At 50.1% G+C, this 25,947-nt stretch carries 34 protein-coding genes and 1 pseudogene; 16 read left to right on the top strand and 19 right to left on the bottom strand.

What is annotated here, in order from left to right; all coding sequences use genetic code 11:
- Positions 1-322: 322 nt before the first annotated feature.
- Positions 323-883, top strand: a complete 561-nt coding sequence (locus K7B04_RS15055) for a hypothetical protein (RefSeq protein ID WP_223802385.1) — start codon at positions 323-325, stop codon at positions 881-883.
- An 8-nt stretch (positions 884-891) separates the two neighbouring features.
- On the opposite strand, the gene K7B04_RS15050 is transcribed toward K7B04_RS15055, so the two are convergent.
- The 11 genes from K7B04_RS15050 to K7B04_RS15000 form a co-directional block, all read right to left on the bottom strand.
- Positions 892-1,236, bottom strand: a complete 345-nt coding sequence (locus K7B04_RS15050) for an antiterminator Q family protein (RefSeq protein ID WP_223802384.1) — start codon at positions 1,234-1,236, stop codon at positions 892-894.
- 17 nt (positions 1,237-1,253) lie between these two features.
- On the bottom strand, positions 1,254-2,243 hold the full coding sequence (locus K7B04_RS15045; protein WP_223802383.1) for a DUF968 domain-containing protein: 990 nt from the start codon (positions 2,241-2,243) through the stop codon (positions 1,254-1,256).
- A complete protein-coding gene (locus K7B04_RS15040) occupies positions 2,240-2,965 on the bottom strand; it encodes a DNA-binding protein (protein ID WP_223802382.1) in 726 nt (241 codons plus the stop codon). Before K7B04_RS15040 ends, K7B04_RS15045 begins: the two co-directional genes overlap by 4 nt.
- Positions 2,966-2,977: 12 nt before the next feature.
- Entirely contained in the window at positions 2,978-3,364 is a 387-nt protein-coding gene (locus K7B04_RS15035) for a RusA family crossover junction endodeoxyribonuclease (RefSeq protein WP_223802381.1), read from the bottom strand.
- Entirely contained in the window at positions 3,361-3,681 is a 321-nt protein-coding gene (locus tag K7B04_RS15030) for a LexA family transcriptional regulator (protein ID WP_223802380.1), read from the bottom strand. Before K7B04_RS15030 ends, K7B04_RS15035 begins: the two co-directional genes overlap by 4 nt.
- Positions 3,678-3,896 (bottom strand): hypothetical protein, encoded by a 219-nt coding sequence (locus K7B04_RS15025; protein WP_223802379.1) that lies wholly within the window; start codon positions 3,894-3,896, stop codon positions 3,678-3,680. Before K7B04_RS15025 ends, K7B04_RS15030 begins: the two co-directional genes overlap by 4 nt.
- Positions 3,893-4,714 carry a Dam family site-specific DNA-(adenine-N6)-methyltransferase gene (locus K7B04_RS15020; RefSeq protein WP_223802378.1) on the bottom strand — a complete coding sequence of 274 codons (822 nt, stop codon included), beginning with the start codon at positions 4,712-4,714 and terminating at the stop codon, positions 3,893-3,895. Before K7B04_RS15020 ends, K7B04_RS15025 begins: the two co-directional genes overlap by 4 nt.
- Entirely contained in the window at positions 4,711-5,700 is a 990-nt protein-coding gene (locus tag K7B04_RS15015; RefSeq protein ID WP_223802377.1) for a hypothetical protein, read from the bottom strand. Before K7B04_RS15015 ends, K7B04_RS15020 begins: the two co-directional genes overlap by 4 nt.
- A complete protein-coding gene (locus K7B04_RS15010) occupies positions 5,657-5,869 on the bottom strand; it encodes a DUF4222 domain-containing protein (RefSeq protein ID WP_223802376.1) in 213 nt (70 codons plus the stop codon). The genes K7B04_RS15015 and K7B04_RS15010 overlap by 44 nt, the downstream gene beginning before the upstream one ends.
- 195 nt (positions 5,870-6,064) lie before the next feature.
- Positions 6,065-6,610, bottom strand: a complete 546-nt coding sequence (locus tag K7B04_RS15005) for a YmfL family putative regulatory protein (RefSeq protein ID WP_223802375.1) — start codon at positions 6,608-6,610, stop codon at positions 6,065-6,067.
- A gap of 25 nt (positions 6,611-6,635) precedes the next feature.
- The gene (locus tag K7B04_RS15000; RefSeq protein WP_223802374.1) at positions 6,636-6,845 is read right to left on the bottom strand and encodes a Cro/CI family transcriptional regulator; all 210 of its coding nucleotides are present in this window, start codon (positions 6,843-6,845) and stop codon (positions 6,636-6,638) included.
- A 100-nt stretch (positions 6,846-6,945) separates the two neighbouring features.
- On the opposite strand from K7B04_RS15000, the gene K7B04_RS14995 reads away from it, so the two are divergent.
- Positions 6,946-7,572: a LexA family transcriptional regulator gene (locus tag K7B04_RS14995; RefSeq protein WP_223802373.1), complete on the top strand. Its 627-nt coding sequence runs from the start codon at positions 6,946-6,948 to the stop codon at positions 7,570-7,572.
- Positions 7,573-7,789: 217 nt separating this feature from the next.
- On the opposite strand, the gene K7B04_RS14990 is transcribed toward K7B04_RS14995, so the two are convergent.
- A complete protein-coding gene (locus K7B04_RS14990; protein WP_223802372.1) occupies positions 7,790-8,290 on the bottom strand; it encodes a hypothetical protein in 501 nt (166 codons plus the stop codon).
- A 119-nt stretch (positions 8,291-8,409) separates the two neighbouring features.
- A complete protein-coding gene (locus K7B04_RS14985; protein WP_223802371.1) occupies positions 8,410-8,640 on the bottom strand; it encodes a hypothetical protein in 231 nt (76 codons plus the stop codon).
- A gap of 311 nt (positions 8,641-8,951) precedes the next feature.
- Here K7B04_RS14985 and K7B04_RS14980 point away from each other — a divergent pair, with 311 nt between their 5' ends.
- The 6 genes and pseudogenes from K7B04_RS14980 (at position 8,952) to K7B04_RS14955 (ending at position 12,157) form a co-directional block, all read left to right on the top strand.
- Complete coding sequence (locus K7B04_RS14980; protein ID WP_223802370.1) at positions 8,952-9,290, top strand: hypothetical protein; 339 nt, start codon at positions 8,952-8,954, stop codon at positions 9,288-9,290.
- A 58-nt stretch (positions 9,291-9,348) separates the two neighbouring features.
- A pseudogene (locus K7B04_RS14975) lies at positions 9,349-10,179 on the top strand (DNA adenine methylase).
- Positions 10,176-10,433 carry a hypothetical protein gene (locus tag K7B04_RS14970; protein ID WP_223802369.1) on the top strand — a complete coding sequence of 86 codons (258 nt, stop codon included), beginning with the start codon at positions 10,176-10,178 and terminating at the stop codon, positions 10,431-10,433. The pseudogene K7B04_RS14975 and the gene K7B04_RS14970 overlap by 4 nt, the downstream one beginning before the upstream one ends.
- The gene (locus tag K7B04_RS14965; RefSeq protein WP_223802368.1) at positions 10,423-10,740 is read left to right on the top strand and encodes a hypothetical protein; all 318 of its coding nucleotides are present in this window, start codon (positions 10,423-10,425) and stop codon (positions 10,738-10,740) included. The genes K7B04_RS14970 and K7B04_RS14965 overlap by 11 nt, the downstream gene beginning before the upstream one ends.
- A gap of 48 nt (positions 10,741-10,788) precedes the next feature.
- On the top strand, positions 10,789-11,025 hold the full coding sequence (locus K7B04_RS14960; RefSeq protein ID WP_223802367.1) for an excisionase: 237 nt from the start codon (positions 10,789-10,791) through the stop codon (positions 11,023-11,025).
- Positions 11,015-12,157 (top strand): phage integrase Arm DNA-binding domain-containing protein, encoded by a 1,143-nt coding sequence (locus K7B04_RS14955; RefSeq protein ID WP_223802366.1) that lies wholly within the window; start codon positions 11,015-11,017, stop codon positions 12,155-12,157. Before K7B04_RS14960 ends, K7B04_RS14955 begins: the two co-directional genes overlap by 11 nt.
- 113 nt (positions 12,158-12,270) lie before the next feature.
- On the opposite strand, the gene icd is transcribed toward K7B04_RS14955, so the two are convergent.
- A complete protein-coding gene (gene icd, locus K7B04_RS14950) occupies positions 12,271-13,521 on the bottom strand; it encodes an NADP-dependent isocitrate dehydrogenase (RefSeq protein ID WP_064546336.1) in 1,251 nt (416 codons plus the stop codon).
- Between the two features lie 215 nt (positions 13,522-13,736).
- Here icd and rluE point away from each other — a divergent pair, with 215 nt between their 5' ends.
- Positions 13,737-14,399, top strand: coding sequence for a 23S rRNA pseudouridine(2457) synthase RluE (gene rluE, locus K7B04_RS14945; protein ID WP_223802365.1), 663 nt, complete (start codon positions 13,737-13,739; stop codon positions 14,397-14,399).
- Between the two features lie 20 nt (positions 14,400-14,419).
- Here the strand turns inward: rluE and csgG are convergent, their stop codons facing one another.
- From csgG to csgD, 4 genes are read right to left on the bottom strand one after another with little or no spacing between them, the layout of a single operon-like run.
- Positions 14,420-15,265 carry a curli production assembly/transport protein CsgG gene (gene csgG, locus K7B04_RS14940; RefSeq protein ID WP_163448795.1) on the bottom strand — a complete coding sequence of 282 codons (846 nt, stop codon included), beginning with the start codon at positions 15,263-15,265 and terminating at the stop codon, positions 14,420-14,422.
- Between the two features lie 19 nt (positions 15,266-15,284).
- A complete protein-coding gene (gene csgF / locus K7B04_RS14935; protein WP_163448796.1) occupies positions 15,285-15,698 on the bottom strand; it encodes a curli production assembly/transport protein CsgF in 414 nt (137 codons plus the stop codon).
- A gap of 9 nt (positions 15,699-15,707) precedes the next feature.
- Positions 15,708-16,097 carry a curli production assembly/transport protein CsgE gene (gene csgE, locus K7B04_RS14930; protein WP_223802364.1) on the bottom strand — a complete coding sequence of 130 codons (390 nt, stop codon included), beginning with the start codon at positions 16,095-16,097 and terminating at the stop codon, positions 15,708-15,710.
- A 2-nt stretch (positions 16,098-16,099) separates the two neighbouring features.
- Positions 16,100-16,750: a biofilm master transcriptional regulator CsgD gene (gene csgD, locus K7B04_RS14925; RefSeq protein WP_163448798.1), complete on the bottom strand. Its 651-nt coding sequence runs from the start codon at positions 16,748-16,750 to the stop codon at positions 16,100-16,102.
- A gap of 698 nt (positions 16,751-17,448) precedes the next feature.
- Between csgD and K7B04_RS14920 the strand changes: the two genes are divergently transcribed.
- From K7B04_RS14920 to purB, 7 genes are all read left to right on the top strand, one after another.
- Positions 17,449-17,955 (top strand): curlin, encoded by a 507-nt coding sequence (locus K7B04_RS14920; RefSeq protein ID WP_223802363.1) that lies wholly within the window; start codon positions 17,449-17,451, stop codon positions 17,953-17,955.
- A 44-nt stretch (positions 17,956-17,999) separates the two neighbouring features.
- Positions 18,000-18,788, top strand: coding sequence for a hypothetical protein (locus tag K7B04_RS14915; protein ID WP_163448069.1), 789 nt, complete (start codon positions 18,000-18,002; stop codon positions 18,786-18,788).
- A 57-nt stretch (positions 18,789-18,845) separates the two neighbouring features.
- On the top strand, positions 18,846-19,175 hold the full coding sequence (gene csgC / locus K7B04_RS14910) for a curli assembly chaperone CsgC (protein WP_223802362.1): 330 nt from the start codon (positions 18,846-18,848) through the stop codon (positions 19,173-19,175).
- A 57-nt stretch (positions 19,176-19,232) separates the two neighbouring features.
- The gene (locus K7B04_RS14905) at positions 19,233-19,694 is read left to right on the top strand and encodes an NUDIX hydrolase (protein WP_223802361.1); all 462 of its coding nucleotides are present in this window, start codon (positions 19,233-19,235) and stop codon (positions 19,692-19,694) included.
- Positions 19,695-19,747: 53 nt separating this feature from the next.
- The gene (gene mnmA, locus K7B04_RS14900; RefSeq protein ID WP_223802360.1) at positions 19,748-20,857 is read left to right on the top strand and encodes a tRNA 2-thiouridine(34) synthase MnmA; all 1,110 of its coding nucleotides are present in this window, start codon (positions 19,748-19,750) and stop codon (positions 20,855-20,857) included.
- 76 nt (positions 20,858-20,933) lie between these two features.
- Positions 20,934-21,575 (top strand): high frequency lysogenization protein HflD, encoded by a 642-nt coding sequence (gene hflD / locus K7B04_RS14895; protein WP_167576170.1) that lies wholly within the window; start codon positions 20,934-20,936, stop codon positions 21,573-21,575.
- A gap of 3 nt (positions 21,576-21,578) precedes the next feature.
- A complete protein-coding gene (gene purB / locus K7B04_RS14890) occupies positions 21,579-22,949 on the top strand; it encodes an adenylosuccinate lyase (RefSeq protein ID WP_167576171.1) in 1,371 nt (456 codons plus the stop codon).
- 168 nt (positions 22,950-23,117) lie between these two features.
- On the opposite strand, the gene K7B04_RS14885 is transcribed toward purB, so the two are convergent.
- Positions 23,118-25,613 (bottom strand): autotransporter domain-containing protein, encoded by a 2,496-nt coding sequence (locus K7B04_RS14885; protein WP_223802359.1) that lies wholly within the window; start codon positions 25,611-25,613, stop codon positions 23,118-23,120.
- Positions 25,614-25,947: the final 334 nt, after the last annotated feature.

Raw genomic sequence — 25,947 nt, 5'->3', positions numbered from 1 at the left:
AAAATCTTCTAGCCGATAAAAAACGTGTGCTCCAACTCTTCCTGAACATTCAGGACAAGATTTCAGAGTCCCATCTTCATGATGCACGGTCAAAGAACGACGTAAGGGTTTAGCACATCCGCGACATACACTCATACCTTCTCCTTGCTGTGTGGAACATCATTTCTAACAGGGCAAGTAGAAGCAATCTATGAGCCGAATCACGAAAGTAAACACCTTAAGTTCGCGTTCAAGTGACCACTCTTAACAGATTACGATAGTTTTTGCGTACGCGTTAGTTTTTTCTTATGATGGTTCAACAATAATTTCCCATGGAGGTTTTATGGATTTCAAAGACATCCTTCCATTCATTACATTCTTTCTTGGTATATTTTTAACACCCTACATCGAAACCAGAAAAGAGAAAGCAAAAATAAAATCACTAAAGAAGAATATTTTGATAGAGCTCGAAGATGAACGTTTACTTCTGGAAAGGACGATAAAAATAACAAGCGACAGCATTGAAACAAGAAAAAAGCACCATAAAAAACACAAGCATATTTCCCTTGGAAAAAGATTCACCCCCATTCTTTTGAGCAAATATATTGACGATGTCTATTCAGACTTCAATCAAGACACAAGAAAAATATTAAAAAACATATTATCACTTTCCGATATAATAAAAGAAAAATATGATTTCGTGTGTGAAAACTGGAATTCTGACAACTTAGAATGTCAAGTAAAAGAGGAATCAATGCTCTACAGCATGCTAAGTGTTTATTATGCCTTAAATCAACTCAAAAATGAGGGGGATCGTTTCTGCCTTCAAGACCTTTCGAATGACGAAGTCGTTGAAAGAGCTGCTAAAGCTTTACAAATCCCCACCCCTTTTAAAGCGCCATGATATGGCGCTTAAACCAAAACTGACATTACTCCATCAATAAAACCCAATGCCGTCTGTAACTCCTTCCTGATCGTCCCATCAGAGCACCTACGCTTCTTCGCAATAGTGCGCAATGAAATTCCAACCACGAAGTGAGCAATAATTAACTCATACTCATCAGTTTTATACTTGCGTAAACGGGCCACACACCCATCAATTACGATGCCCTCATCGTCGCTGCATTGAAGCCGTGATTTCTTACCATGTGGTAAAAGTCCCTTGAACCCAGCGGCAATTGGTTGCCAGTCAACACCACTGCTATCAGCTGCCGCCCACGCGCCCCATAAATCCATTACTTCGTACATATCACGCATTAATGTTCCCCACTTAATCACTCCAGTACGCCGATTGCCAGCGCACGATCTAAAACGCGAAACAACAGCACCAGCTGGTCACCATATTTCGCTTCAAATGCCACAGGACTGGCATGCAACTCGTCGTGATGCTCTCTGCACAGAGGAATCACAAACAGGTCGTGTGCCTTGGTACCCATTCCACCTTGCCCGTGGCCTATCAGGTGGTGGGGGTCGTCTGCTGGGTTGTTACAGCACATGCACTGCTGTGACTTCACCCAGCGGGTATACTTCTCGTTCTCCCAGCGTCGACGCTTTGGCTTCAACATCAGGGATTCTGGCGTCTCGGGGTCAACCTTCACCGCGACTATCCGTTTGGCTTTTTCCTGCACCAGCTGCGTGGCCGCTTTAGCCGGAACAATGTCACATTCACGCATCACAGATTGATGGCGTTCCGGCGGCATGCGTAATGCTTTTCTCGCGATACTCTCCGGGATAACTGCAGCCAGGTCTTTTGTGACCAACCACCAGCAGAACTCCGGCAGGGTCAGTTCATGTTCCGGAGGAAAGCCAAGTTCACGACACGCAACAGAGATAACCCAGGATACCAGGTTTGCCCTCGCAATGCCTGCCTGACGTTCAGTCGCCTGGTCACGCTGCTGGTTATCACAGTGCCAGCACAAACGGATGGCGCCAGGGGAACGGCGCAACGTCGTGAAGTTGTGGTCATGGTAGTCGCTGAGTTCCCACTGACAGACAAGTTGTTGTTCCAGCCAGTCCTCAAGGCCCGGAATCCCGCCAGCGGCATTAACTACCCTCTCATCTTCAAACACACCAGCCATAAACGGATCGGCAGCCAGTGGTTGAGCGGCTGCAGGTATCGCGCCGGTTGCAAAGTTCGCGTATCCCTGCGGCTCAGTTTCCAGCAGCACGCGGCCGCGAGTAAACAGTGTCATCAGGTCAGCGCCGGGGCGAAACAGCACAATCCCCAGACGCGGGGCTACTTCCGGTGTTAACAGTGCTCTCACGCTGTATGCCCCTTAGCGACATGCTCTGCCCACAGACCGCCAATCCACTTCACCCCCTTGGGGGTGAATCGCGCCTGGCTGAAGGCGTAGTTTGATGCGTTTGTGGTCCCGGTCTTCACTTCGAACCGTCCTGCCTCAATGTGCTGGTGATACGGTGTCAGCACGTTACTCAGGCGATACATGATGTGGTTATCCAACAGGAATAACCTGAACTCCGGCTCTTTGGCGTTCAGCAACTTCGCCACCTGGCGGAACGACATTGAACCGGTAACCGTGACGTAACGATCCACAAACTCAGCCTTTGGCGCGGCGAGGGCCAGTTCTTCATGCAAGCGTTGTTTCTGCTCTTCCAGCTCAGCAGCCAGGCGCAATGCCTCGGAAAATGACTGCGGGACCTTCGGTTGAAGGCCCTGCTCCAGTTCCTGCCAGCGGTCCACCAGGCGGGCGGTAAACTCAGGGCAAAGCTGAGCGACAATCACATAGCTGTCACGTTTGTTGACTTCATAATGGTGGTAGGTCTGACCGTTCTGGGGATGGGTGTACTGCAATGCAGCATACCCCCCAATTACGCCACTTTTCATCAAGCGTTCGATGGCCACACACACATTGCCGTGCCGGGAATCCACGAGCGTGGCGATCTCACGACTGGACATCGTAATGCTCTGCCCTGACATAGCGGCGTGATGTGTCGGACAATTCACATTGATATTCATCTGGTTCATGCTCTTCTCCACTCAGGCGGCTGCACCCGCCGATTGATATCGGTTGATCGTTATCTCAACCTTTCCCTTCGGTACCACTGGTCCCCACTCCACCAGCATCCGCTTAACCTGACTGTCGTCCTCCCACACGCCAGCATGCGTCAGCGCGTCAAACAGCGCTTTGTTGTAGTTGTCGATATCCCGGCGGCGCTGATCTGGTGGATACAGGGTGATCTCTACCGCCGCGGCTTCGGATGATGGTTTTGGTAACTTGCGGAGCTGCTCAATAATGGCTGCACATGCTGCGCTCTGGAATTCGCGGCCCTTCTGGCTAATCAGATGGCGTCCCTTCAATGGGCCGCTGTGCGGTGCGCGCCAGTAGGTGTTCACGCTCGGCGGGAACGGCAGAACCAGCCTCATAATGAAGTCTCCTGTGCTTCCAGCCAGGCGATGGCAACTTCGCGAGCGTTGTCCTTACCTTCCAGCAGGTCTCTAACGATCGAAACAACATCGTGATCCACGATATCACCAGTTATCGCTATCCCGCGGGCGACACCCGGCGCGACGGTGATATAGCCCTTACGCTTCAGTGCGTTCACATGTTCTGCGGCGGCGTTTGGCGATGCGCAGCCGATCAGCCCCGCCAGTTCAATCATCGTCGGTGGGAAGCCCACTCTGGCCTTGTAATCCCTGATTGCGTTCAGAACATCACCCTGACGCGACGTTAACTCGTTCATTTTCTCACCCCATAGCGGTCATTCATGCGGCCAATGACACTGTAGAATTCATACAATTTCACACCCAGCGGAGCGACCTGCTGGTGATGTTTACGAAGGATCTGCAGGCATACTTTGTCCCATACAGGTTTCGGCTTAACCCGCATCGCGGCGCGCAGTTCCTCTGCACAACGGCGTGCTGCTGCACGAACAGCATTTTCATGCTCAGGCTTCACTCGACCACCTCCAGTACGGCTACCAGGTCCCGTGCAACTTCGCGGGTGCTGCTTTTGCAGGAAATTGATCGACGCGCCGGAATGGTGTGCAGACGGAAGCCGTGCTGTTCGTACAGATCAACGATGCGGGGCGCTATTGAGTTTGAGATAACGATGCTTGCGCCACGGCGGTGTGCAGCAACGCAGCATTCCACCAGTTCAATCTGGTTATCCCAGGTGAAGCCACCAGCGGAATATGCAGTAAAGCCACTGGTACCCGGCAGCGGTTCATACGGCGGATCGCAATACACCACATCGCTCTTCCCGGCCAGGCCGATCGTCCGACGGAAACCGGCAGTCATGAACACGCAGTTGTGCGCCATGCCTGCAAAGGCTTTGAGTTCCTTCTCTGGGAAGTACGGCGCTTTGTACTTGCCCCAGCCCACGTTGAACTGGTGAGACAGGTTGTAGCGCATCAGGCCGTTGAAGCAGTGGCGGTTCAGGTACAGGAAGGCAGCTGCACGTTCAGCAGCATCCAGAGTCTGGGCGTTGAACTCCTGGCGGATCAGCTCGTAATTTTCCGGCGTTCCCATCCGTTGGAACATCCAGCGCGCGCTGCTCTCGACGGTATCCGGCACAACCGCCAGCATCTGGTACAGGTTGATCAGGTCAGGATTCACGTCAGCCAGCAGGAAATTGGCGTGCTTATCGCTATTGAGAAACACCGAACCACCACCGACGAACGGTTCAATCAGGCGAAGTCCACTCGGGATGTGCTGGAGCAGATCGTTCAGTTGGGTAAACTTCCCGCCCGCCCACTTCAGGAATGGTTTACTCATGAGCGGAACCCCGTATTTTCAGGCAGTGAGTAATCCACACCCTGGTAGCTTGCGCGGTTAATCGCTGAACCGGGAACTGACGCACTGGAGGAAGCCGATAGCTTGAGGCTCAGTTCATCCCACTTTTCACGCAGCTTGGATGGGCTCAGGATGTTCTTGCACCAGAACGGGTCCCGGTTCACCCGACCATACAGCTCGCAGATCTGGCGATGAGTGCGACCATCCTGTGAGCACATCAGACGAACTTCGTTAGCCCAAGCAGTCCAGTTCGGGTCTTTCGGGCGAACCACTTCACCGTCAGATTCGGCAGCCTGTTCGTACAGCTTGATGATTCGTCCCCACAGCCATTCGGCACAGGTTAAATCCTCCTGACTACCCCACTGACGTTTTGCAGCGTTATGGACCACCGCTGTTGGGTAACGAGTCAGAAAATCATCTGGCTTGCCAGCGTCGTCCGGTTGCGAAGCTTCCGGACAAGAAGGGGTTTTATTCTCTGTAGTACTCTCTGTTGTAATCTCTGTAGGATCATCAGTGCAATTTGACCCGATGACAGCGGTTCGTTTTGACCTGATGGAGCGTTTCACTTTGACCTCTTCCATCGTGTCATTTTGACCTGATGGAGAAGCGCATTTTGACCTCTTCAATGCGCTCACTTTGACATCATCTAAAAGTGGACTTGCGTAGTCGATCGTGTAGTAGTTCGTCATGTCTCGCTGAGACTTATTCAGTTGCTCAACACGCAGAACGCCCAGTGTCCTCAGGCGGGTGAATGTGCGCTTCAGCGTGGACTCAGACCAGAACGGAAACTGCTCCAGCCACTGTTCGGTGGTGTTGTAGATCCACCGAACACCGTCGCGCTCCAGACCAGAGGTGGTTTCTTTCAGCCAGTAGTTCACCTGCTGCAATGCAATGGCCTCGTTCAGGCCAATACTGTATGCAAGGTCAGGATTTATCACTATCGGCCGCGTTGTCAGTAACAGGCTCATGGTCTTCGGCTATCCTTGTGAATTTTTCACGGAAACGCTCAACAGGCTGCATGCATTCAGGCGCATACCCTGCTCGCGTGAAAATGACCTGGCGTTTCTCACGCTCATAGCCAATGACATGGACTTCGATTCCCCTGTGGTCGCGGTAGCGCCGGTTAAGTTTCTCCACTCTTTGCGCCCCTTCTGGTTCATCTCAGCAAACGCCCCTACCAACACTGCACACGCCTGGTAGTTGTGACCGCCATTCTCACCACGTACTATTTCCACATAGCCGAACGGGGAGTTCTTCCCCACCAGCGGCAGGCATCTGAATTGCTTAGCTGGTCTGAATCGGTTTAAACTGTTCATGCGTTAGTTTCTCCACTTAAAGAACCGGCGCACCAGACGCCTCGAGCTGCACACTCGGGGCGTCACCTTTTCTGCCGGTTGAAACGAAAACATCCACTGCCTGATCCGAAACACCCACGCCGTACAGCGCCATGAAGCCCAGAAACCCATGAATCTGGTGGCGGAGTTTCTTACTGAATAAATCTGAAAGGGTTTTGCTCTCCGAGGTGTCGATCACCCCATCGGCTACAGCGGCCATCTTCGCGGATGCCAGTTCGCCAGCTGCCACTGTCACCTGCATCTCGATATCGAAGAGATCAACGTTGTCGATACTGTCTGCCTTCGGAACGTCCACCAGCCATTTACCGCAACGGCCAGCAAAGTATGCAGCCAGGTAAGAGCTGTTCGATAGAGACTGCATCTGCTCCAGCTCAGCTACTGTGAAAAAACGACTCCCGCACTTCTGGTACAGATGGTTGTGGAATTGGTCGATAGTCATCCCTAAATCAGAAGCCATACCTAAACGACCATGTTTATGTGCCTTACACATCAGGCGGATTGCTGTATTTATGCTGTCTACCATGTTGTTTTTCCTTTGGTAGTTATGCTCAAACACTGGACTTAGTAGACTTCTGATAAAGGCTTGTGTCGTACTTGAGTCTTCCATTAGTCCTATAAGCAGCCTCAGCTGCTCGACCTTTCGGAATCAAACGCCCAGGTCTGTTTCGCCATTGGTAAACGGCTTCACTAGTTATTCCAAAAAAATCAGCAACCTTCTCGGTACTACCGAAGTGCTTTTCAATATCATCAGTGGTCATAGGGCCTCCATTTACTAAGTTTTATTAGATATTAATTATCAATCTAAGTTTGGTCAACAAAAACTAAGATTACTTAGCTTTGTAACACTAAGGGTAAAAAATGGAATCAGTTGGCCAGAGAATTAAGGCTCTCAGACGCATAACGAAAACGACCCAGAAGGAGTTGGGCAAGTTTTGCGGCGTAAGTGATGTTGCAGTTGGCTACTGGGAGAAAGATTTAAATACTCCCAGTGGCGAAGCTTTGACAAAGCTCGCTAAATACTTCAATACCTCAACAGACTACATCCTTTATGGAACTAACTTCGAAGATAAGCTGATAACAAGCATGCGGAGAATCCCTGTAATTTCTTGGGTTCAGGCAGGTGCCTTTACTGAGAGCTCACAGACGCACAGCATCGAAGATGCTGTACGTTGGGTGGAGACCTCGTTGCGCATCAGTGACAGATCATTCGCTCTTGATGTAAAGGGGGACTCCATGACAAATCCCAATGGACTACCTACCATTCCTCAGGGAGCTACCGTCATAGTTGATCCTGATGCAGAAGTGTCGAACGGAAAAATTGTGGTCGCACGGTTAGAGGGAACCAACGAAGCTACTGTTAAAAAGCTTGTTATTGATGGCCCTCAGAAATTCTTAGTCCCCTTGAATCCACGCTATCCTAACATCCCCATCAATGGTAACTGCCTCATTATTGGCGTAGTCAAAGGCGTTCAATACGAACTTTGATTTTCATTAGATTCCAAAACATCAAGCTAAGAAAAGTTTGATGTTTTCTATTGACCATGAAACTAAGTTAAGTTAGATTTTGATTACTAACAGCGAGCAAGCAGGATGTTCACTCAGTAGAAATCTGTGACGTATGAATGACCGGGTGATTCGCAGACAACAAAAAAGCGCCAATAGGACGCTTCGCTCTTTAACATAATTGATAATTTCATGAATATTAAATTCTACGAGCTGTTCGTCTAGTCATTTGAACTGGCTCAATTGGCGGAACTTCATCCATTTTGAATTCACTTTTACATGATGGACAATAATGAATGAAATATCCTCCCATCGAATGATTTTTAGGACTTGGTTGTAACATCGACAATTGGTTATTCATAAAGCATTGAGGGCATGCATTTATTACAAACTCTTCATTACTTGCATTTTTTGAGTATACCATTGTCCCAGCAGCAGTTTTAGTTAGCACATACCCAACTGAGGACTGCTTAAAATCATCAATTTCTGCAAGTTTTGAGCGTAGTTGCGCAACCAACTCTTCTTTGCCTCGAATGACATCTCCAAGAGAAAAACAGTCTGATTGTAAACTTAGAAGCTTGCTTTGAAGTTCGACTGTCGCAGCTTTAATTTCCGCATCAGTCTTGGCGTCATTTATGGCTTTGGCGAGACTAGCAGTCTCCTTGATCGCGGCCAAAGCCGCTGAAAGTTCAGCAATCACTATGAATACTCGGCTTGTTGTTGGGGATATCCAGATTAACCGAATCCTTGTTGTTGGGAAATAGCATAAACCACCTTGCTTAATGTGGCTAAAAGCATGCATAAGTAGCGGTGCCGTACTTAGGGAATACTATCCCAAGGATCGCCATTTAGAGGGTCTAAAAGCATGATAGTTTGTCTGACAATGGCTTCGTTTTGCGGGTTATAAAATCCTGAAGATAGCTGCGTTGATAGTCGTTTAGTTTCTTCAACGAACTCTTTGGGTGATGTTCCCTCGCTTATGGCTGTAGCTATACGCCCTATCGCGTACTCAATTGCTTTAAGCCTGATGTCCAGATTGTCGTTCTCCATACCAGCTCCTTTGGATGTTTGAGACTGTCAACAATACCACCCGACCTGAGACGGGTAAAAGTCAGGAACTCAACTGAAAGCGCGTTCTGTCCATTTCGTTAAGTGTGTCAGTCGTTAAATCAGCCAACCGGAGCGCGCTTCCAGTTGAGTGGAGAAGCTAACAGGCGATTGCAGTCGCCCGTTTCACTAAGTGCCCTCCACTGGGTGCTTAGTGAAACGAAACCCAAAACTTTTAATCACCTTCTGGTGAGGGATTCGTGCAACCAAAATTCAGCGCCGTGCAGGGCGTATATAACACGGAGAAACTAACAATGGGCAACTTAGTAGTCGTTTCAGAGCAACAACCACGCATGACTAGAGAGCAGCTGATTGATGCTGCCCGTAAAGCCGCCCCGCTTCTTCCACCTGCTTCTCAGTGGCTGATGAACGAGTTGGCCAACCGATTGGATATTACCAGCGTAGCGCTGTGTGAATCGATGGAACAGCGTAAGGCTCTTGCCGAAGACGTTATCAACTGGGCGCGTGAATGTGATCGGGTCACTGAGCGACATACCAAGTCACCATGCAACCTTCACGTACTGTCAGCTCAAAGAGAACTGCGTGAGCTGGCCCCAACAACTGCCGTCGTGATTAGCGAAGGTGCTCTGTGATGGCTGCTAACTCATTCATAAAGGTGGCTATCATCCAGGTTATCGAAGGAGAAGGACAATGAGCGAAACAATCAAGCACCCAGCTATTCGTTATCACGGTGCAAAGTTCCGCCTCGCGCCGTGGATTATCAGCCAGATGCCAGAGCATGTTTGCTACGTTGAGCCGTTCGGCGGTGCCGCTGGCGTATTGATGCAAAAGGCACGCAGCTATTCAGAGGTTTATAACGATCTTGATAGCGAGGTAGTGAACCTGTTTACGGTCTTGCGCGACCCAGACATGAATCAGCGCCTACGCGATGCCTGCGCATTAACGCCTTACTCACGTGATGAATTCTGCGCAGCCAGAGAGATCGTTATGGAGCCCGTAGAGCGTGCCCGCCGCATGGTTGTACGTGCCTGCATGGGATTCGGCTCCGCGGCTGGTATCGGCGGTCAGTCTGGATTCCGTAGCGACAGTAAACGTAAATACGCTACGGCGGCGCACTTGTGGGAGCGCTACCCGGAAAACCTGTCGGCAGTCTGCTAGCGCCTGCAGGGTGTCATCATCGAAAACAAAGATGCACTGGCAGTGATGCGTGCACACGATGCCGAAACCACGTTGCATTACATTGACCCGCCGTACGTCGCAGAAACGCGGATACAGGGGAATCGCTACTACAACCACGAGATGACAATGGAAGGTCATGAGCAACTTTTGTCTGTGGCCAGAACGATGGCCGGAATGGTGATGATTAGCGGGTATGACCACGAGGTCTATAACGACCTATTAACCGGATGGAGAAAGATGGAAAAAGGCTCTCGCATCAGCGCTGGGCGTGGCACAAAAGTGCGCACTGAATGCCTATGGCTTAACCCGGCAGCGCAGCATAAACAGGAGCGTGCAGCATGACAACCAACTTAACAGCCCCTCAAGCACCAGTAACCGATGAAGAACTGGACCAGATGATATGGAAGTTAGAGCGTGACGGAGGCATGGCTCCAAAGTTGCTGTCGTTGATGCGAGAGCTGCGGGCGCTTCGAAAAGCACGCGAGGTCGTCATTCCACTAATCTGGAAACATTATACTGGCGCGCAGGTAGCGAGCATTTATGAGCTGGCTATGACAGAAGCAAATGTAAATTGGAGATTTTTAAGTGGTGCATGAACGCCTGACGAATGAAGAACTGGATGAATTACTGGCCGCGATGCTGGCCCACTACGAAATACAGAGTGAACTTGGCTCTGTAGATGTTGCTAACGAATGTCAAAAGGTGGTTATAGCCCTTAGTGAGCTTCAGGCATTCAGGGAAGCGGCATCCAAGCCGGTAGCAGATGTGGTGGCATGGACATCACCAAATGAAGAGAGGACGTGTGATGTTCGCTGGCGGCGGTTCGATGTAGAGCCAGGACCTCTATTCTCCCTACCACTACCAGAATCAACGGACGCTTTGGCAGCTGGCCGACAGCGTTAATGAACATCTAGCGATAACCGGGTGCAGCCGGTTTAAGTGGAGAACCCTATGTCACGCATGATGTCTTTAATTGACTGGGCTAAAGAAGAGTTTGGAGAGCAGGCACCTAGCGAGCGGGTCCTTAAAAAGTACGCCAAAGGAAAAATGATCGCCCCACCTGCTGTTAAGGTCGGCCGGTGCTGGATGGTGGACAGGGAGGCTCGTTACGTTGGGGTAATTGCTGAACCTGCGCTTCCTGCAAATTCAAACCCCAGACTAAAACGGATAATAGCTGATGGCTGCTAGACCTCGGACACATAAAATTTCTATACCTAACCTTTACTGCAAACTCGATAAGCGGACAGGAAAGGTCTACTGGCAATATAAGCATCCTGTTTCAGGAAGGTTTCATAGTCTTGGAACAGATGAAACTGAAGCAAAACAAGTGGCCATAGAAGCAAACACAATCATTGCCGAGCAGAGAACAAGACAAATTCTCAGCGTTAATGACCGCCTCGCCAGAATGAAGGGAAAAAGAAGTGATATCACCGTGTCTGAATGGATCGATAAATACGTCACCATCCAGGAAGAAAGGCTGAAAACTGGCGAGATCCGGAGAAATTCCTATCTACAGAAAGGCAAGCCTTTGCGGTTATTTAGAGAACATTGCGGAATGCAGCACCTAAAAGATATCTCGACGTTGGATATCGCCGAAATTACTGATGCCATAAAGGCCGAGGGGCACAACAGGATGGCTCAGGTTGTTCGGTTGGTATTGGTTGATGTATTCAAAGAGGCTCAGCATGCAGGTCACGTTCCACCAGGATACAACCCTGCGATGGCAACTAAACAACCACGACATAAAGTAACAAGGCAAAGGCTATCATTCGAGGAATGGATGAAAATCTATGAAGCCTCGCAGAATCAGCAACCGTACTTGCAAAGTGGAATGTTGCTGGCATTAGTTACCGGCCAGCGTTTGGGTGATATATGCAAAATGCAGTTTTCCGATATTTGGGATGACATGCTTCATGTACAGCAAGAAAAAACAGGATCACGGCTTGCTATACCTCTGGATTTAAAGTGTGAAGCATTGAACATGACATTGCGCGAGGTCATTTCAAAATGTCGTGATGCGGTGGTCAGTAAATACCTGGTTCATTTTCGCCATTCAACTTCACAATCTGTAAGAGGAGGAAGCGTCTCATCAAGCAGTCTTACCACCACATTCAAAAAGGCCAGGGAAAAATGCGGTATTGAATGGGAGAAAGGTACTGCACCAACATTCCACGAGCAGCGTTCCCTTTCTGAACGACTGTATAGAGAGCAAGGAATAGATACGCAGAAACTGCTTGGGCATAAATCACGGAAAATGACTGATAAGTACAATGATGACAGAGGTAAAGAGTGGGTCGTTATTGATTCAAAAACAGGGTGATTCCAGAGGGGTTTTGGGGAAACATTTTGGGGAGAGTTTTGGGGAAAGATTTTCTTCAGCAATAAAAAACGGGAACCATCAGGCTCCCGTTCGCATACAACCCAGAATCTGGATTACATGTTCGCGATAATCGCGTCACCAAACTCTGAACATTTCAGCAGCTTAGCGCCTTCCATCAGACGTTCGAAGTCATAAGTCACGGTCTTGTTGTTGATAGCGCCTTCCATACCTTTAACGATAAGGTCAGCCGCTTCGAACCATTCCATATGACGCAGCATCATTTCTGCGGACAGGATGATAGAACCTGGGTTCACTTTGTCCTGGCCTGCGTACTTCGGTGCGGTGCCGTGGGTCGCTTCGAACAGTGCGCACTCGTCACCGATGTTGGCGCCCGGTGCGATACCGATACCGCCAACTTGCGCCGCCAGGGCGTCAGAAATGTAGTCACCGTTGAGGTTCATACAGGCGATAACGTCGTATTCAGCCGGACGCAGCAGGATCTGCTGCAGGAACGCATCGGCGATCACATCTTTAATGATGATCTCTTTGCCGGTGTTCGGGTTCTTAATTTTCTGCCACGGGCCGCCGTCGATCAGTTCGCCGCCGAATTCGTCGCGAATCAGCTGGTAGCCCCAGTCTTTGAACGCGCCTTCGGTGAACTTCATGATGTTGCCTTTGTGCACCAGGGTCAGAGAGTCACGGTCGTTGGTGATCGCGTATTCGATCGCCGCACGCACCAGACGCTTGGTCCCTTCTTCGGAGCACGGCTTGATGCCGATACCGCAATGTTCCGGGAAGCGAATTTTCTTCACGCCCATCTCTTCGCGCAGGAATTTGATCACTTTCTCAGCGTCAGCAGAGTCCGCTTTCCATTCGATACCCGCATAGATGTCTTCGGAGTTTTCACGGAAGATAACCATATCGGTCAGTTCTGGGTGTTTAACCGGGCTCGGAGTACCCTGGTAGTAACGAACCGGGCGCAGACAAACGTACAGGTCGAGTTCCTGACGCAGCGCAACGTTCAGAGAACGAATGCCGCCGCCAACTGGCGTGGTCAGTGGGCCTTTGATAGCAACGCGGTAATCACGGATGAGATCCAGCGTTTCTGCTGGCAGCCATACGTCCTGGCCGTAGATCTGAGTGGATTTTTCCCCGGTGTAAATTTCCATCCAGGAAATTTTACGCTCGCCTTTGTAGGCTTTCTCAACAGCGGCATCAACCACTTTCAGCATTGCCGGAGTCACGTCAATGCCGATACCGTCGCCTTCAATAAATGGGATAATCGGATTGTGTGGCACATTCAGCTTGCCGTCTTTCAGGGTGATTTTTTGACCTTCCGCCGGAACAACTACTTTGCTTTCCATTCACCTCTCCTTCGAGCGCTACTGGTGTGCTCGTCATCCTTTACGCCACAGGTTCTTGCCGCTACTACACCCACTCCACCGAGTCTGGAGATGCACTGTCTTACCGTCTTCCTGCAACACAAAGAGTTAGAGCATTTTTGTTAATGTTTTGTAATAAGCCTGTCAATACTACCTGATTGTTTGGCGCCATGAAAGACTCTCGTTCTTAGGCTATAATGCGCGAATCTATAAAGCCTGAAAATACTATGATTAAAACTTCTTTTAGAAAACACCGGGTTGAGCGATTCAGCTCGAAACAAGGCGCTAAGCCGCGCCGGGATAACCAACCAAAACGCGTCATTCTGTTCAATAAACCCTATGATGTTTTGCCGCAGTTTACCGACGAAGCAGGCCGCAGCACGCTGAAAGATTTTATTCCCGTGCAAAATGTGTACGCTGCCGGACGTCTTGACCGCGACAGTGAAGGTCTGCTGGTGTTAACAAACGATGGCGCTTTACAGGCCAGGCTCACGCAGCCAGGTAAACGGACGGGGAAAATTTATTACGTTCAGGTCGAAGGAGAACCGACGGACGAGGCAATAGACGCATTGCGTCATGGCGTCACCCTGAACGATGGGCCAACGCTACCGGCCGGTATCGAACGCGTGGACGCACCCGAGTGGCTGTGGCCGCGTAACCCGCCGATACGTGAGCGTAAATCCATCCCGACGGCATGGCTGAAAGTGACGCTGTATGAAGGCCGCAATCGCCAGGTACGGCGGATGACCGCTCACGTAGGCTACCCGACGCTGCGATTAATTCGTTATGCAATGGGTGGCTACACGCTCGACAACCTCGGCAACGGCGAATGGCGGGATGCCAGCGGCGAGCACGAATAGTGCTCGCCAGGCCTTAGATATCAGGAAATATCGGGAACGATGATACTTTTGTATTTTTCAAGTACCGGCGAATTGATATCTGAGGCATTCTTCAGTTGCCACAGGTTGCGGCTAATCCCGTCATTGACCAGATAGATGACGCCGGTTTCAATGGCCGACATCAGGCACAGCATCACCGGTTCATTCACCGTATACCCCACTTCCCCCTCCAGCAGACGCTGGAAGTCGATATAGCGGAATACGCCGGCCTGGAACTCATAGGAGAGAATGGTTTTACTGGTATTCACGGAAGAAAGGACTTCGCCCGTGCTAACATTAACCACCCTCAGGTTAACGGCGATCTGATCGAGCTGATACTGCGTGCTGGCGCCAATGCCAAAGTATCGCGCCCCTGCCCCGCCCGATTTCACATTACTTTCGTAACCGATGATCGAGCCTTCAATCAGGATATTTGCCGCCACCAGCGATGGCAGCTGACTGCGATTATTCTCCGCGACAGTGCCATTTTCTTGAGCCGCGCGGATAATTTTGCGCTCATTGAGCAAGTTCTGTAGTCCCTGACGCTCCAGCGGAGTAAACCAGTTGGAGTCTTTCAGCGCCGAAACCAGCATGGCGGTGGCGCTCTGCGGGACCGAGGTTGAAAAGTTACTCGCCGGGTAGGGTTTGAACTGCCCGGTTTCATCCTGGATATTGTAAACTGAGACAAACAGTTTCCCCTGCGGTGGCGGCAGATGCGTTAGATCCTGGTAACTCTGCGAGCGCGGCAACAGCGTGGGTTTTGCCGCCTGTTTAGGTGGAGAGGTAATGCAGCCCGTCAACATCAAAAGGCTAATTAAAATGACCACAACGCCGGTTATATTTTTCATCTCAGCATCTCGCCACTGATTAATATGTTGAAACACTGCTCAGGCCGCTGACCTGAATAGAGGAAGTCTTTCCGGAAGAGCGATCAAGAATATTCATCATTAATTGACCATCGGTATTGGTGATATCAACAATAAAGTCTTTCGTCACCAGCCGTCCGGGTTTACCGCTAGAAAGGTTGCCCATCAGGCTGCCAAGGAGCTGTGATTGAACAGCAGAGGTGAAATTATCAAGCGATGAGCTTGATGTTGCGCTGCTCCAGTCGTAAGCATTTGGATCTTTATAGGAGTTTTGCGCGTTAGCCTCCGAAAGCAAAAAAGAACCATTATTGGGGTTGCCGCCAAAATTAGGGTTAATAAACTGGAAGGTCAGGTTCCCAGCCTGGGCGGTTGTAGATAAAAAACCAATGCCAAGAATCAGAGAAAGCACTTTCATAGTATGCTCCTAGAACTCATCTTTGGTTAAGTCGCCGGTATTTAATAACGCTTTATTAATGGCGCGTTTCTGCAAAGCCTCATACACGGAGGCTAGTGCGACATTAACTTGTTTATCAAAGTCATTGTGACCAGGAAATAAGAACGTCTGATACAATAAATCTTGATCGACTTTAATGGTTATCCAACTGCCCCATCGGGCGCTGGGCCGTTCATTAATCGTAATGGCGCCGGGGTATTCTTCCTCCCAGTGTTCGGTGAATGCTCTATAAAAATCGTGCCCCACGCGAGTGATAGTATTATCCGTCACCAGCCCCGGCACTTCTATTTCTGCTGCAGCGCTGGTGCGGATTACCAGTAGCATCATTAATGCCACCATTACCACTATCAATTTTTTCATGATTAGCGTCTAAGGTTTTCGTTGGCCCAGGTAACTGCCTGCGTTCTGTTTTTTACAGATATCTTGCGAAAAAGATTATATAAATGTGTTTTCACAGTATTCTCACTAATAAATAGCAGACGGGCAATTTCAATATTAGAAGCACCCATGCGCAGTTTATTAAGAATATCTTTCTCGCGTTGTGTCAGGCCGCTGGTATCGTCATGGTATCGATAACTGCCTGACTGATTAATAAGATAGCTGGTAAGATCGTGAGGGAAATGGCAACCACCGTTCATCACATTGCGAATGCCATTCACTAAAGTCTGTTCATCCACGGAAAGATGGAAAACGGCGCTGATTCCAAACCAGGACTCAACCTCATGAAAGTGATAGTCCTCTGGCATATTAATCAACAATACTTTGACTTTTTCTCGCAATCGCCGGAGTTCGCTTTGCCAGAGTAGCGTTCTTTTTTTATCTGACTCACTCAGATCAAACAGAACCAGAATGCGCTCGGCGTCAGGTTGCTCAAGCATTCTTTGAACATTCTGTATTTTGACATTTATTGGTAACGATGTTTTGAGTTGATGAACCAAAGCAGTTGCCTGCAATGACGGTCTTGTTATTAACAGCAAAATATCGTTATGCACCTGTTCAGTTTCTTTCGGCATTATGAAATCCCATCCCGATTGCGGCCCTGAACGCGGACTCTTTCTGCTATGCAGGTAATATGCATATGCAGAAAGAGTCGCGGTTCTGTGTAGTTGCTGAATTAATAAGTATGACAATAAAGGGTGTAAAGCACAGAAGGCGTGCTTCTTCCCAAAGTGCTGCAATACAGTTCAATCTAGACATTCGAATTTTTATCGCAAGAACTATTTGTGTTTCAAAATGTAACAAGAACATGTCATTTTATTTCAGAAAAATGCGTTATTCATTATGATTTATATAAAAAAATGCGTTTTATCCTTTCCCATAAGGACTGTATTAGTATGCGTATTTACACTCCAGACGATTCAAGATATGCCAGCTGCTGCCGAAAATGGCGCTCGCTGTAAACATTATTTTCCACGATGGGGCTTAGCGTGGAATAATTTAGCTTAGGACCTACAACAAATACGTTTACCCAGTCACCATCGCCGGGCTAATTAACATGGGCTGACTACCACACCGCGCCTGCTATCTCATCCCTGGAACCTCATACTATTGACTGACGTGTCTTTTCAAAATACGTAATCCAGGCGAAAACAGGGAATATATCTCCTGGACATACTCAATCCATAAATCAGCGCTACCGCACTCCGTCACGGATTAGGGTATCGCTGGTTTAACTCCTGACTTTAACCGTTGGTTAAATCAAGGTGCCATTATGAAACAGTGGTTATTAATAATACCCTTATTGGGCTGTTCATATCTGGCGACCGCGGGAGGCGATCTTGCTGGCTCTGAGTTTTCGGGGCTGAATCAATATCGTCAGAACCACGATATGGTAGCGATTACTGGTCAACATGGCAGTGGTAATAACGCGGCTATTAATCAGTCAGGCTCGCATATTTACGGTTCTATTTCCCAGGTTGGTGGATATAACAACGCGATATTAAACCAAAATGGTTTTAATAATCGCGCGGCAATAGCTCAATACGGTAACGGTAACAACGCGACGGTGAGTCAATCAGGGACGAATAATTCTGCTGTATTGGTCCAGGTAGGTTCGGCAAATCAGGCGGATGTTACACAAACCGGTTTTGATAACTCTGCGAAGATTGTCAGCAAAGGCGTTGGCAATATTACGCAGATTAATCAAACAGGCACAAGCCGCGGCGCGGCCGTTGTGCAAAATTCGGCAGGAATGGCAATTCGTATTACCCAAAATTAGTGTTTTAACTGATTGACCAATCTCTAAACCTATGGGGTATCTCAATGAAAACGTGGAAAATTGTTATTTTGTCATCGCTGTTAGTCTCTGGGGTCGCAGTCGCCGGGAATGAGGATAAAGGCGGTGGTAGTTGGCCTCCAGGAGGGGGTAGCTCCGGCGGCTCTGGCGTTACGCTTCCAGACATCCCGCTGATTACGGGCAAAGCACCTATCGTGCCGCAAAACGGTAAGTGGGATCAGGCCATCCATATTTACCAACCGGGCACCGGCAACTTCTCCCAGGCTAACCAGGCAAGCTCATCAGGATCCGTCATTGACGTCCATCAGTACGGCAATTATGGTAGCTCCACGGTAAACCAGACGGCGACCAAAAGCGCGGTATTCGTCAACCAGTATGGTACGGGTAACCAATCTTTGGCCACACAGAACGGTACAACCAGTTCAATCAGTGTGACTCAGAAAGGTACGAATAATACCTCTTCGGCAACACAGCAGTTGGGCGGCGCGGGTAATGCGATTGTGGTGTCACAAGACGGCATCGCCAACAGCTCCGGCGTTAAACAATCCGGTACCGGTAATTCAAGTTCGGTGCTACAGACAGGCAACCTCAATTTGTCTGATATTGTTCAGGCGGGTAAAAACAGTATTGTGGATGTGCAGCAGACTGTGGGCTCGAACAAATCTTACGTCACTCAAAGCGCTAATGATTCAGCTATCTTAGTCGCTCAGACGAATGCCGGTAACTTCAGTAACGTCAACCAGACACACAACACCGCTGTGACCTACGTTCAACAATCCGGTCTCGGCAACACCTCTTTCGTTAATCAGAACTGACCCACACAGCCGGATGAATATTCATCCGGCTTTTTTCTCTCAATGACGAGGCCGATTATGCATCTACTGCTTATTGCCGCTGCGCTCAGCAACCAGCTGTGGTTTGAAACCCAACAGCAGGACGATACGCTGGTGGTTACCCCCATGGCCACGCTGACGGATGACTGCAGCTGCCAGATGACCATTAACGTGATTCATCAGGGGCAGTCGGGGCAGAGCAACAGCAGCCAGAGCGGCAATGTGATTATAAAAGGGCAGCACCCGCAGCCGCTAGCCAGCATGATGCTGGATATCCCCCACGGCGAATGGACGCAAATCACCGTCACCTTAAGCGATAATAAAGGCATTCTTTTGCAACAGAGCTGGAGTTCACCGGCGAAGGTTTGATTTCCCCCACCTCTTCTTTATATCCTTATCGTCTCTCTCCCCCGATAAGGATGCCGCATGTTTAAACCTCACGTTACCGTCGCCTGCGTGGTCCACGCCAAAGGCAAATTTCTCGTGGTTGAAGAAACCATCAACGGTAAAGCGCTATGGAACCAGCCAGCCGGCCATCTGGAAGCCGATGAAACGCTGGTACAGGCCGCCGAACGCGAGCTATGGGAGGAGACCGGCATTCGCGCAACGCCGCAGCACTTTATCCGTCTGCACCAGTGGATTGCCCCGGACCGTACGCCGTTTCTGCGTTTCCTTTTTGCGATTGAACTTAACGATCTGTGCCCTACCCAGCCGCACGATAGTGATATCGATCGCTGCCTGTGGGTCAGCGCGGAAGAGATCCTTCAGGCGAAAAATCTGCGCTCTGCGTTGGTGGCGGAAAGCATCCGTTGCTATCAGCAGAACGAGCGCTATCCGCTGTCATTAATTGGCGCGTTTAACTGGCCGTTTACCGAGGGTGCCAAGTAACGGGCTGCGTGCTAGAATATGCCGCCTTGAAGTCCAATGTCGTGAGTATTCCAATGTCAGAAAGCCAGAAAAAAGTGATCGTCGGCATGTCCGGCGGTGTTGATTCCTCTGTTTCCGCCTACCTGTTACAACAACAGGGCTATAAGGTAGAAGGCCTGTTCATGAAGAACTGGGAGGAAGACGACGGCGAGGAATACTGTACTGCCGCCGCCGACCTTGCCGATGCGCAGGCGGTGTGCGATAAGCTCGGCATTGAGCTGCACACCGTGAACTTTGCTGCCGAATACTGGGACAACGTCTTTGAACTGTTCCTGCAGGAGTACAAAGCGGGCCGTACGCCGAACCCGGACATCCTGTGCAACAAAGAGATCAAGTTTAAAGCCTTCCTCGAATTCGCTGCAGAAGACCTCGGCGCCGACTACATCGCCACCGGCCACTACGTGCGCCGTGCTGACGTCAACGGTAAAAGCCAACTGCTGCGTGGCCTTGATGGCAACAAAGACCAGAGCTACTTCCTTTATACGCTGGGCCACGAACAGATCGCGCAAAGCCTGTTCCCGGTTGGCGAACTGGAAAAACCGCAGGTGCGTAAAATCGCCGAAGAGCTGGATCTCATCACCGCGAAGAAAAAAGACTCTACCGGTATCTGCTTTATCGGCGAGCGCAAATTCCGCGAGTTCCTTGGCCGCTACCTGCCCGCACAGCCGGGTAAAATCATCACCGTTGATGGCGATGAGATTGGCACCCATCAGGGGCTGATGTACCACACGCTGGGTCAACGTAAAGGCCTGGGCATCGGTGGCACCAAAGAAGGCAGCGAAGATCCGTGGTATGTCGTCGATAAAGACGTTGAGAACAACATTCTGGTTGTCGCTCAGGGTCACGATCACCCGCGTCTGATGTCGGTGGGTCTGATTGCCCAACAGCTGCACTGGGTGGATCGCGAACCGGTCACCGGCACCTTCCGCTGCACCGTGAAGACCCGCTACCGTCAGACGGATATCCCGTGCACCGTCACCGCACTGGATGCAGAACGTATTGAGGTTCGTTTTGATGAACCTGTTGCCGCAGTCACTCCGGGCCAGTCTGCCGTGTTCTATCGCGGTGAAGTCTGCCTGGGCGGCGGCGTGATTGAGCAGCGCCTGCCGCTGCCGGTGGAATAAAGCCCTCGTCTGAACAGGGCATAACGTAGCCTGCCTGGCGTCGCGCCGCCGGGCCAGGCGCCAACAAGGAGTTAGCGTGGCGAAGAATTACTATGACATCACCCTGGCGCTGGCGGGAATTTGCCAGTCAGCCCGTCTGGTGCAGCAGCTGGCCCATCAGGGGCACTGCGACGGCGAGGCGTTACACGTCTCGCTGAACAGCGTTATCGACCTCAACCCAGACTCCGCGCTGGGCGTGTTCGGTGGCAGCGAAGCGAATCTTCGTCTCGGCCTGGAAACCTTACTCGGCGTGCTCAATGCCAGCAGCCGTCAGGGTCTGAACGCCGAGTTAACCCGCTATACTCTTAGCCTGATGGTGCTTGAGCGCAAGCTCGCCGCCGCGAAAGGCGCTATGGAGACGCTGGGTAACCGCATCAATGGGTTACAGCGCCAGCTCGACCATTTTGATTTGCAGTCCGATACCCTGCTAAGCGCCATGGCGGGTATCTATGTTGACGTCATCAGCCCACTTGGCCCGCGTATTCAGGTCACCGGCTCCCCTGCTGTGCTGCAAAGCCCACAGGTTCAGGCCAAAGTCCGCGCCTCGTTGCTGGCTGGGATCCGCTCTGCGGTGCTGTGGCACCAGGTCGGTGGCGGACGTCTGCAGCTGATGTTTTCTCGTAATCGCCTGACCGCTCAGGCAAAACAAATTCTTGCTCATTTAACCCCGGAGTTGTGATCTATGGAATTATCCTCACTGACCGCCGTTTCCCCTGTCGATGGACGCTACGGCGATAAAGTCAGCGCGCTGCGCGGGATTTTCAGCGAATATGGTTTGCTGAAATTCCGTGTACAAGTCGAAGTACGCTGGCTGCAAAAGCTGGCCGCACACGCAGCCGTCAAGGAAGTTCCTGCTTTTGCTGCCGACGCAAACGGTTACCTTGATAGCATCGTGGCTAACTTCAGCGAAGAAGACGCCGCGCGCATTAAAACTATCGAGCGTACCACCAACCATGACGTGAAGGCAGTTGAGTATTTCCTGAAAGAAAAAGTCGCGTCAGTGCCTGAACTGCACGCCGTGTCTGAGTTTATCCACTTTGCCTGCACCTCCGAGGACATTAACAACCTGTCCCATGCGCTGATGCTGAAAACCGCCCGTGAAGACGTGGTGCTGCCGTACTGGCGTAAGATTATCGACGCCATCAAAGATCTGGCGGTGCAGTATCGCGATATCCCGCTGCTCTCCCGTACTCACGGTCAGCCTGCCACGCCGTCCACCATCGGTAAAGAGATGGCGAACGTTGCTTACCGTATGGAGCGTCAGTATCGTCAGCTCAGCCAGGTTGAAATTCTGGGCAAAATCAACGGCGCGGTGGGTAACTACAACGCCCACATTGTCGCCTATCCAGAGGTTGACTGGCATCAGTTCAGCGAAGAGTTTGTTACCTCTTTGGGCATTCAGTGGAACCCCTACACCACCCAGATCGAACCACACGACTATATCGCCGAACTGTTTGACTGCGTCGCTCGCTTTAACACGATCCTTATCGACTTCGATCGTGACGTGTGGGGCTACATTGCACTGAACCACTTCAAACAGAAAACCATCGCCGGCGAGATTGGCTCGTCCACCATGCCGCACAAGGTCAACCCGATCGACTTCGAAAACTCCGAAGGCAACCTGGGCCTGTCCAACGCCGTACTGCAACACCTGGCCAGTAAACTGCCGGTTTCCCGCTGGCAGCGTGACCTGACCGACTCTACCGTACTGCGTAACCTTGGTGTGGGTATCGGTTATGCACTGATTGCCTATCAGTCCACGCTGAAAGGGGTGAGCAAACTGGAAGTGAACCGCGATCGTCTGCTGGATGAACTGGACCATAACTGGGAAGTTCTGGCTGAGCCGATCCAGACGGTAATGCGTCGCTACGGTATCGAGAAGCCGTACGAGAAGCTGAAAGAGCTGACCCGCGGCAAACGCGTTGATGCCGAAGGCATGAAGCAATTCATCGACGGCCTTGCGCTGCCGGAAGAAGAGAAGACCCGCCTGAAGGCGATGACCCCGGCGAACTACATCGGCCGCGCCATCACCATGGTCGACGAGCTGAAATAATCGCGGCTCTCCCCTTCTTCGTTCTGGAGAAGGGGATTTTCCCTCATTTTATTGTCAGCGCTGGAAACTCGCCGCTAGCCCGTTGGGCTGATGTCCCAGGGCGTTCCTTATTGCAATAAAAAAAGCCAGCAACAATCGTCACTGGCTAATCAGCTATTTCAACGGTAATCAGAACGCGTAGCGCACCTTCAGGCTAATACTCTGGCTGGTGAATTGTGTTCGCTGATTCGCATCATACTGTACGGTGCCATCAAGTACATCTGTGAATCTGGCCGTCACACCAACACCGGCCATCGCAATCCACGGGCTTTCACTCATACCATGATAGGTAAACGGCGTGTCCGCTGCGCCAATAAATGCCGCCGTGGTTTTGCTACGATCGTTCTTTGTATCGTAACCCGCCCCGACATAACCATGTACATCAACAATCTCCGAAAGCTTGATACCCGCTTTCAATTTGCTGGAAACCACCAGGGCCTCGGTTGTGACCCCTCCCACCTTCAGGCCGACATCCTCGGCGCCAGTCTCCTGGTAACCTTTATCCTTCACGCGATAGTAATCAGTACGCAGTTCAGGAGTGAGCATGACGTCATCCATGGGGTGGAAAGTGCTTTGCAGCCCTATCCCAGCCTGGAACGTATCACTGTCGTAATCTGAGTGTGCGACGCCATTGTAGGCAGTGCTTCCATCGGTAGGGTTTTCAATATTCAAATAACGATTGCCGGTCGTATTATTTCGCCCGAAGCCAGTTTGCCAGGTTACAGCCGTGTCAGGCGTAAAATCATAGCCGCCATAAGCAAGAATATTCCAGCTATCCACACGCGCATCATGGCGGATGTCATCCGAGGTATCGTTAACGTCTGTTCGACTCATGCCCAGCGCCAGGCCAAGACGGGTTTTGTCTAATATCAGGCCATCCGCACCGATGGCGATCCCACGGGTATCGGCGTTATAACCTGCGTAATCGCCACGGTTGGACTGGTTATCCCAGCGTCCAACCGGGCGGATCCACAGGTATTTTTCAGGATTAAATTCGTTGGTATAACCCTGACCGCGAACAGACTCCTGACGGCTGTTTACGATATCGCCAAATGCGCGCAGATTATTCATTTCAATGTATGTCATGCTGCCATCCATCAACGGAGCAAGTTGAACCACATTTTTGTGAACCTGGCTGGCATTAAATGACGAGGTGATGGCACATACCGTACTCGCCAGAGCGCCGGTACAGTTCTGAGAGCCGGTATTATTGTTGTTGATAATGTTATCCACCACGGACCCAACACCAACCAATGACGTGTTCTGGCTGGTATTAGTAATGGCGTTATTGACGGTCGTCAGATTGGTCTCGGCAATTTTCAGGGAGTAGCTACTTCCGGTTTGCACCTGAATAAACTGATAACGAAGCGAGTCATCCAGTACCGCCGATGGTGAACCCGTGATATTACTCGCCGTTACGACATCAACCAGTTCATCACCATCAGCAAAACTTGTGCTACCTCGGGTGATCACCACTGTTCGTCCATTCAGTGAAGCATTCCCGGCGACATTTAACTGTCCATAGCTACTGGTGCTGTCTGCCTGCAACGCCAGCACACCATTGCTATTTTGAACGTAAGTATTAACCGTTGAGGGCTGCTGGCTGCTGAGCAACTCAAAAATACCGCTGTTACTCATCGCACTGTTCGGGGCATTAACTCGCCCAATAATAATCCCCTGGTTATTAATACCCCCGACAATTGTACTTGTGCTGGCAACCTGAATAGCATCACCCGTTAGTGAGCCAATTAACCCCTTGTTCTCGAACTGGTTCACCTTCGCAGTATCCGTTAACACCACGGCGTTGCCGCTACCACCACCAATGATAGTGCCTGTATTGACTAATGTTCCGGTCTGAGAGGTCCCCCCTAACGATACCCCTGCCAAGCCTCCATCAATAATACCGGCATTGAGAAGGGTATTTATTGCGGTATTATCAGTCACCGTAATACCCGTCCCATTCGGGGCATAAATAACACCATTTTCCAGGTTTTGCAGGGTCGTATCCGTTACGTTACTCCCGGCATTAATACCGTTGCTTCCGGCACCATTAACCGTGATATTACCGTTGTTTGCAATCAGGCTACTTTGGAAGGAGTTTGCATTAATACCATCAGCATTCGCCCCTGAAGTTGTAATATTGCCGTTATTTGTTATAGAGCTACGTAACACAGCATTTAAATAAATCCCATTAGCCCCATCTGCGGCCGTAGTCAATTTACCGGTATTTAATACTTCGCTATCTGCCACCTCAGCCACATTGATAGCATTAGTCTGGGTACCTGAAGTTGTCACGGTCCCCTTATTTTCAACTTTGGAATTATTTGTCGAGAAAAAACGAATCCCATCACCATCGGAAGTGATGTTCCCATTATTCAGCAAACTTGCTTTATGGTTGCCAAAATAGATAGCAGCATCCCCCCCAGTGGTTGTAAATTGCGTTCCCTGGGCAACAGTGACACTTTGTCCGTCAGTGCGAAAATATTGTGGCGTCGTAACACTGTTACTACAGGTTACCGTCGCACCCGATGGATCGGTACAATCCGCCAATGCCAATGGAGAAGCCAGCATGCCAGCACCTCCAAGGATGCTACTCATCACTAAACAACTGGTTTTCTTCTTCAAGGTGGTTCCTCAACATAATAATCACGATTTTAACAAATTTAGTTGCGAGATCTGATAGTTGCCATACGTTATCTTTTCACCATTATGCATTAGCACTAATTCTTCGTCTGCTTAGCAACCACAAAAATAACCATAGTCTATAAATCGTTTACCAACACCGCTTCAGAGCCGTGATACCGGGTCCGGATACCTTTAACAGTGAATAAACAAACGTCGGTTTTATCAGAAATGCTTAAGCTTACGAATGGGAGTCAGTTTATAGTTCACACACCCTGGAAAGGGCACCAGATTAAATGAGCAAAAGTGAGCCAGAGCGTTGTCAATCAATGAGATC

The organism is Kluyvera sp. CRP (genome assembly GCF_019930565.1).
In the GTDB taxonomy this organism is placed as follows: domain Bacteria; phylum Pseudomonadota; class Gammaproteobacteria; order Enterobacterales; family Enterobacteriaceae; genus Kluyvera; species Kluyvera georgiana_A.
Note: the sequence above shows the minus strand (reverse complement) of the source record. Positions and strands in the feature narration are given on the sequence as shown.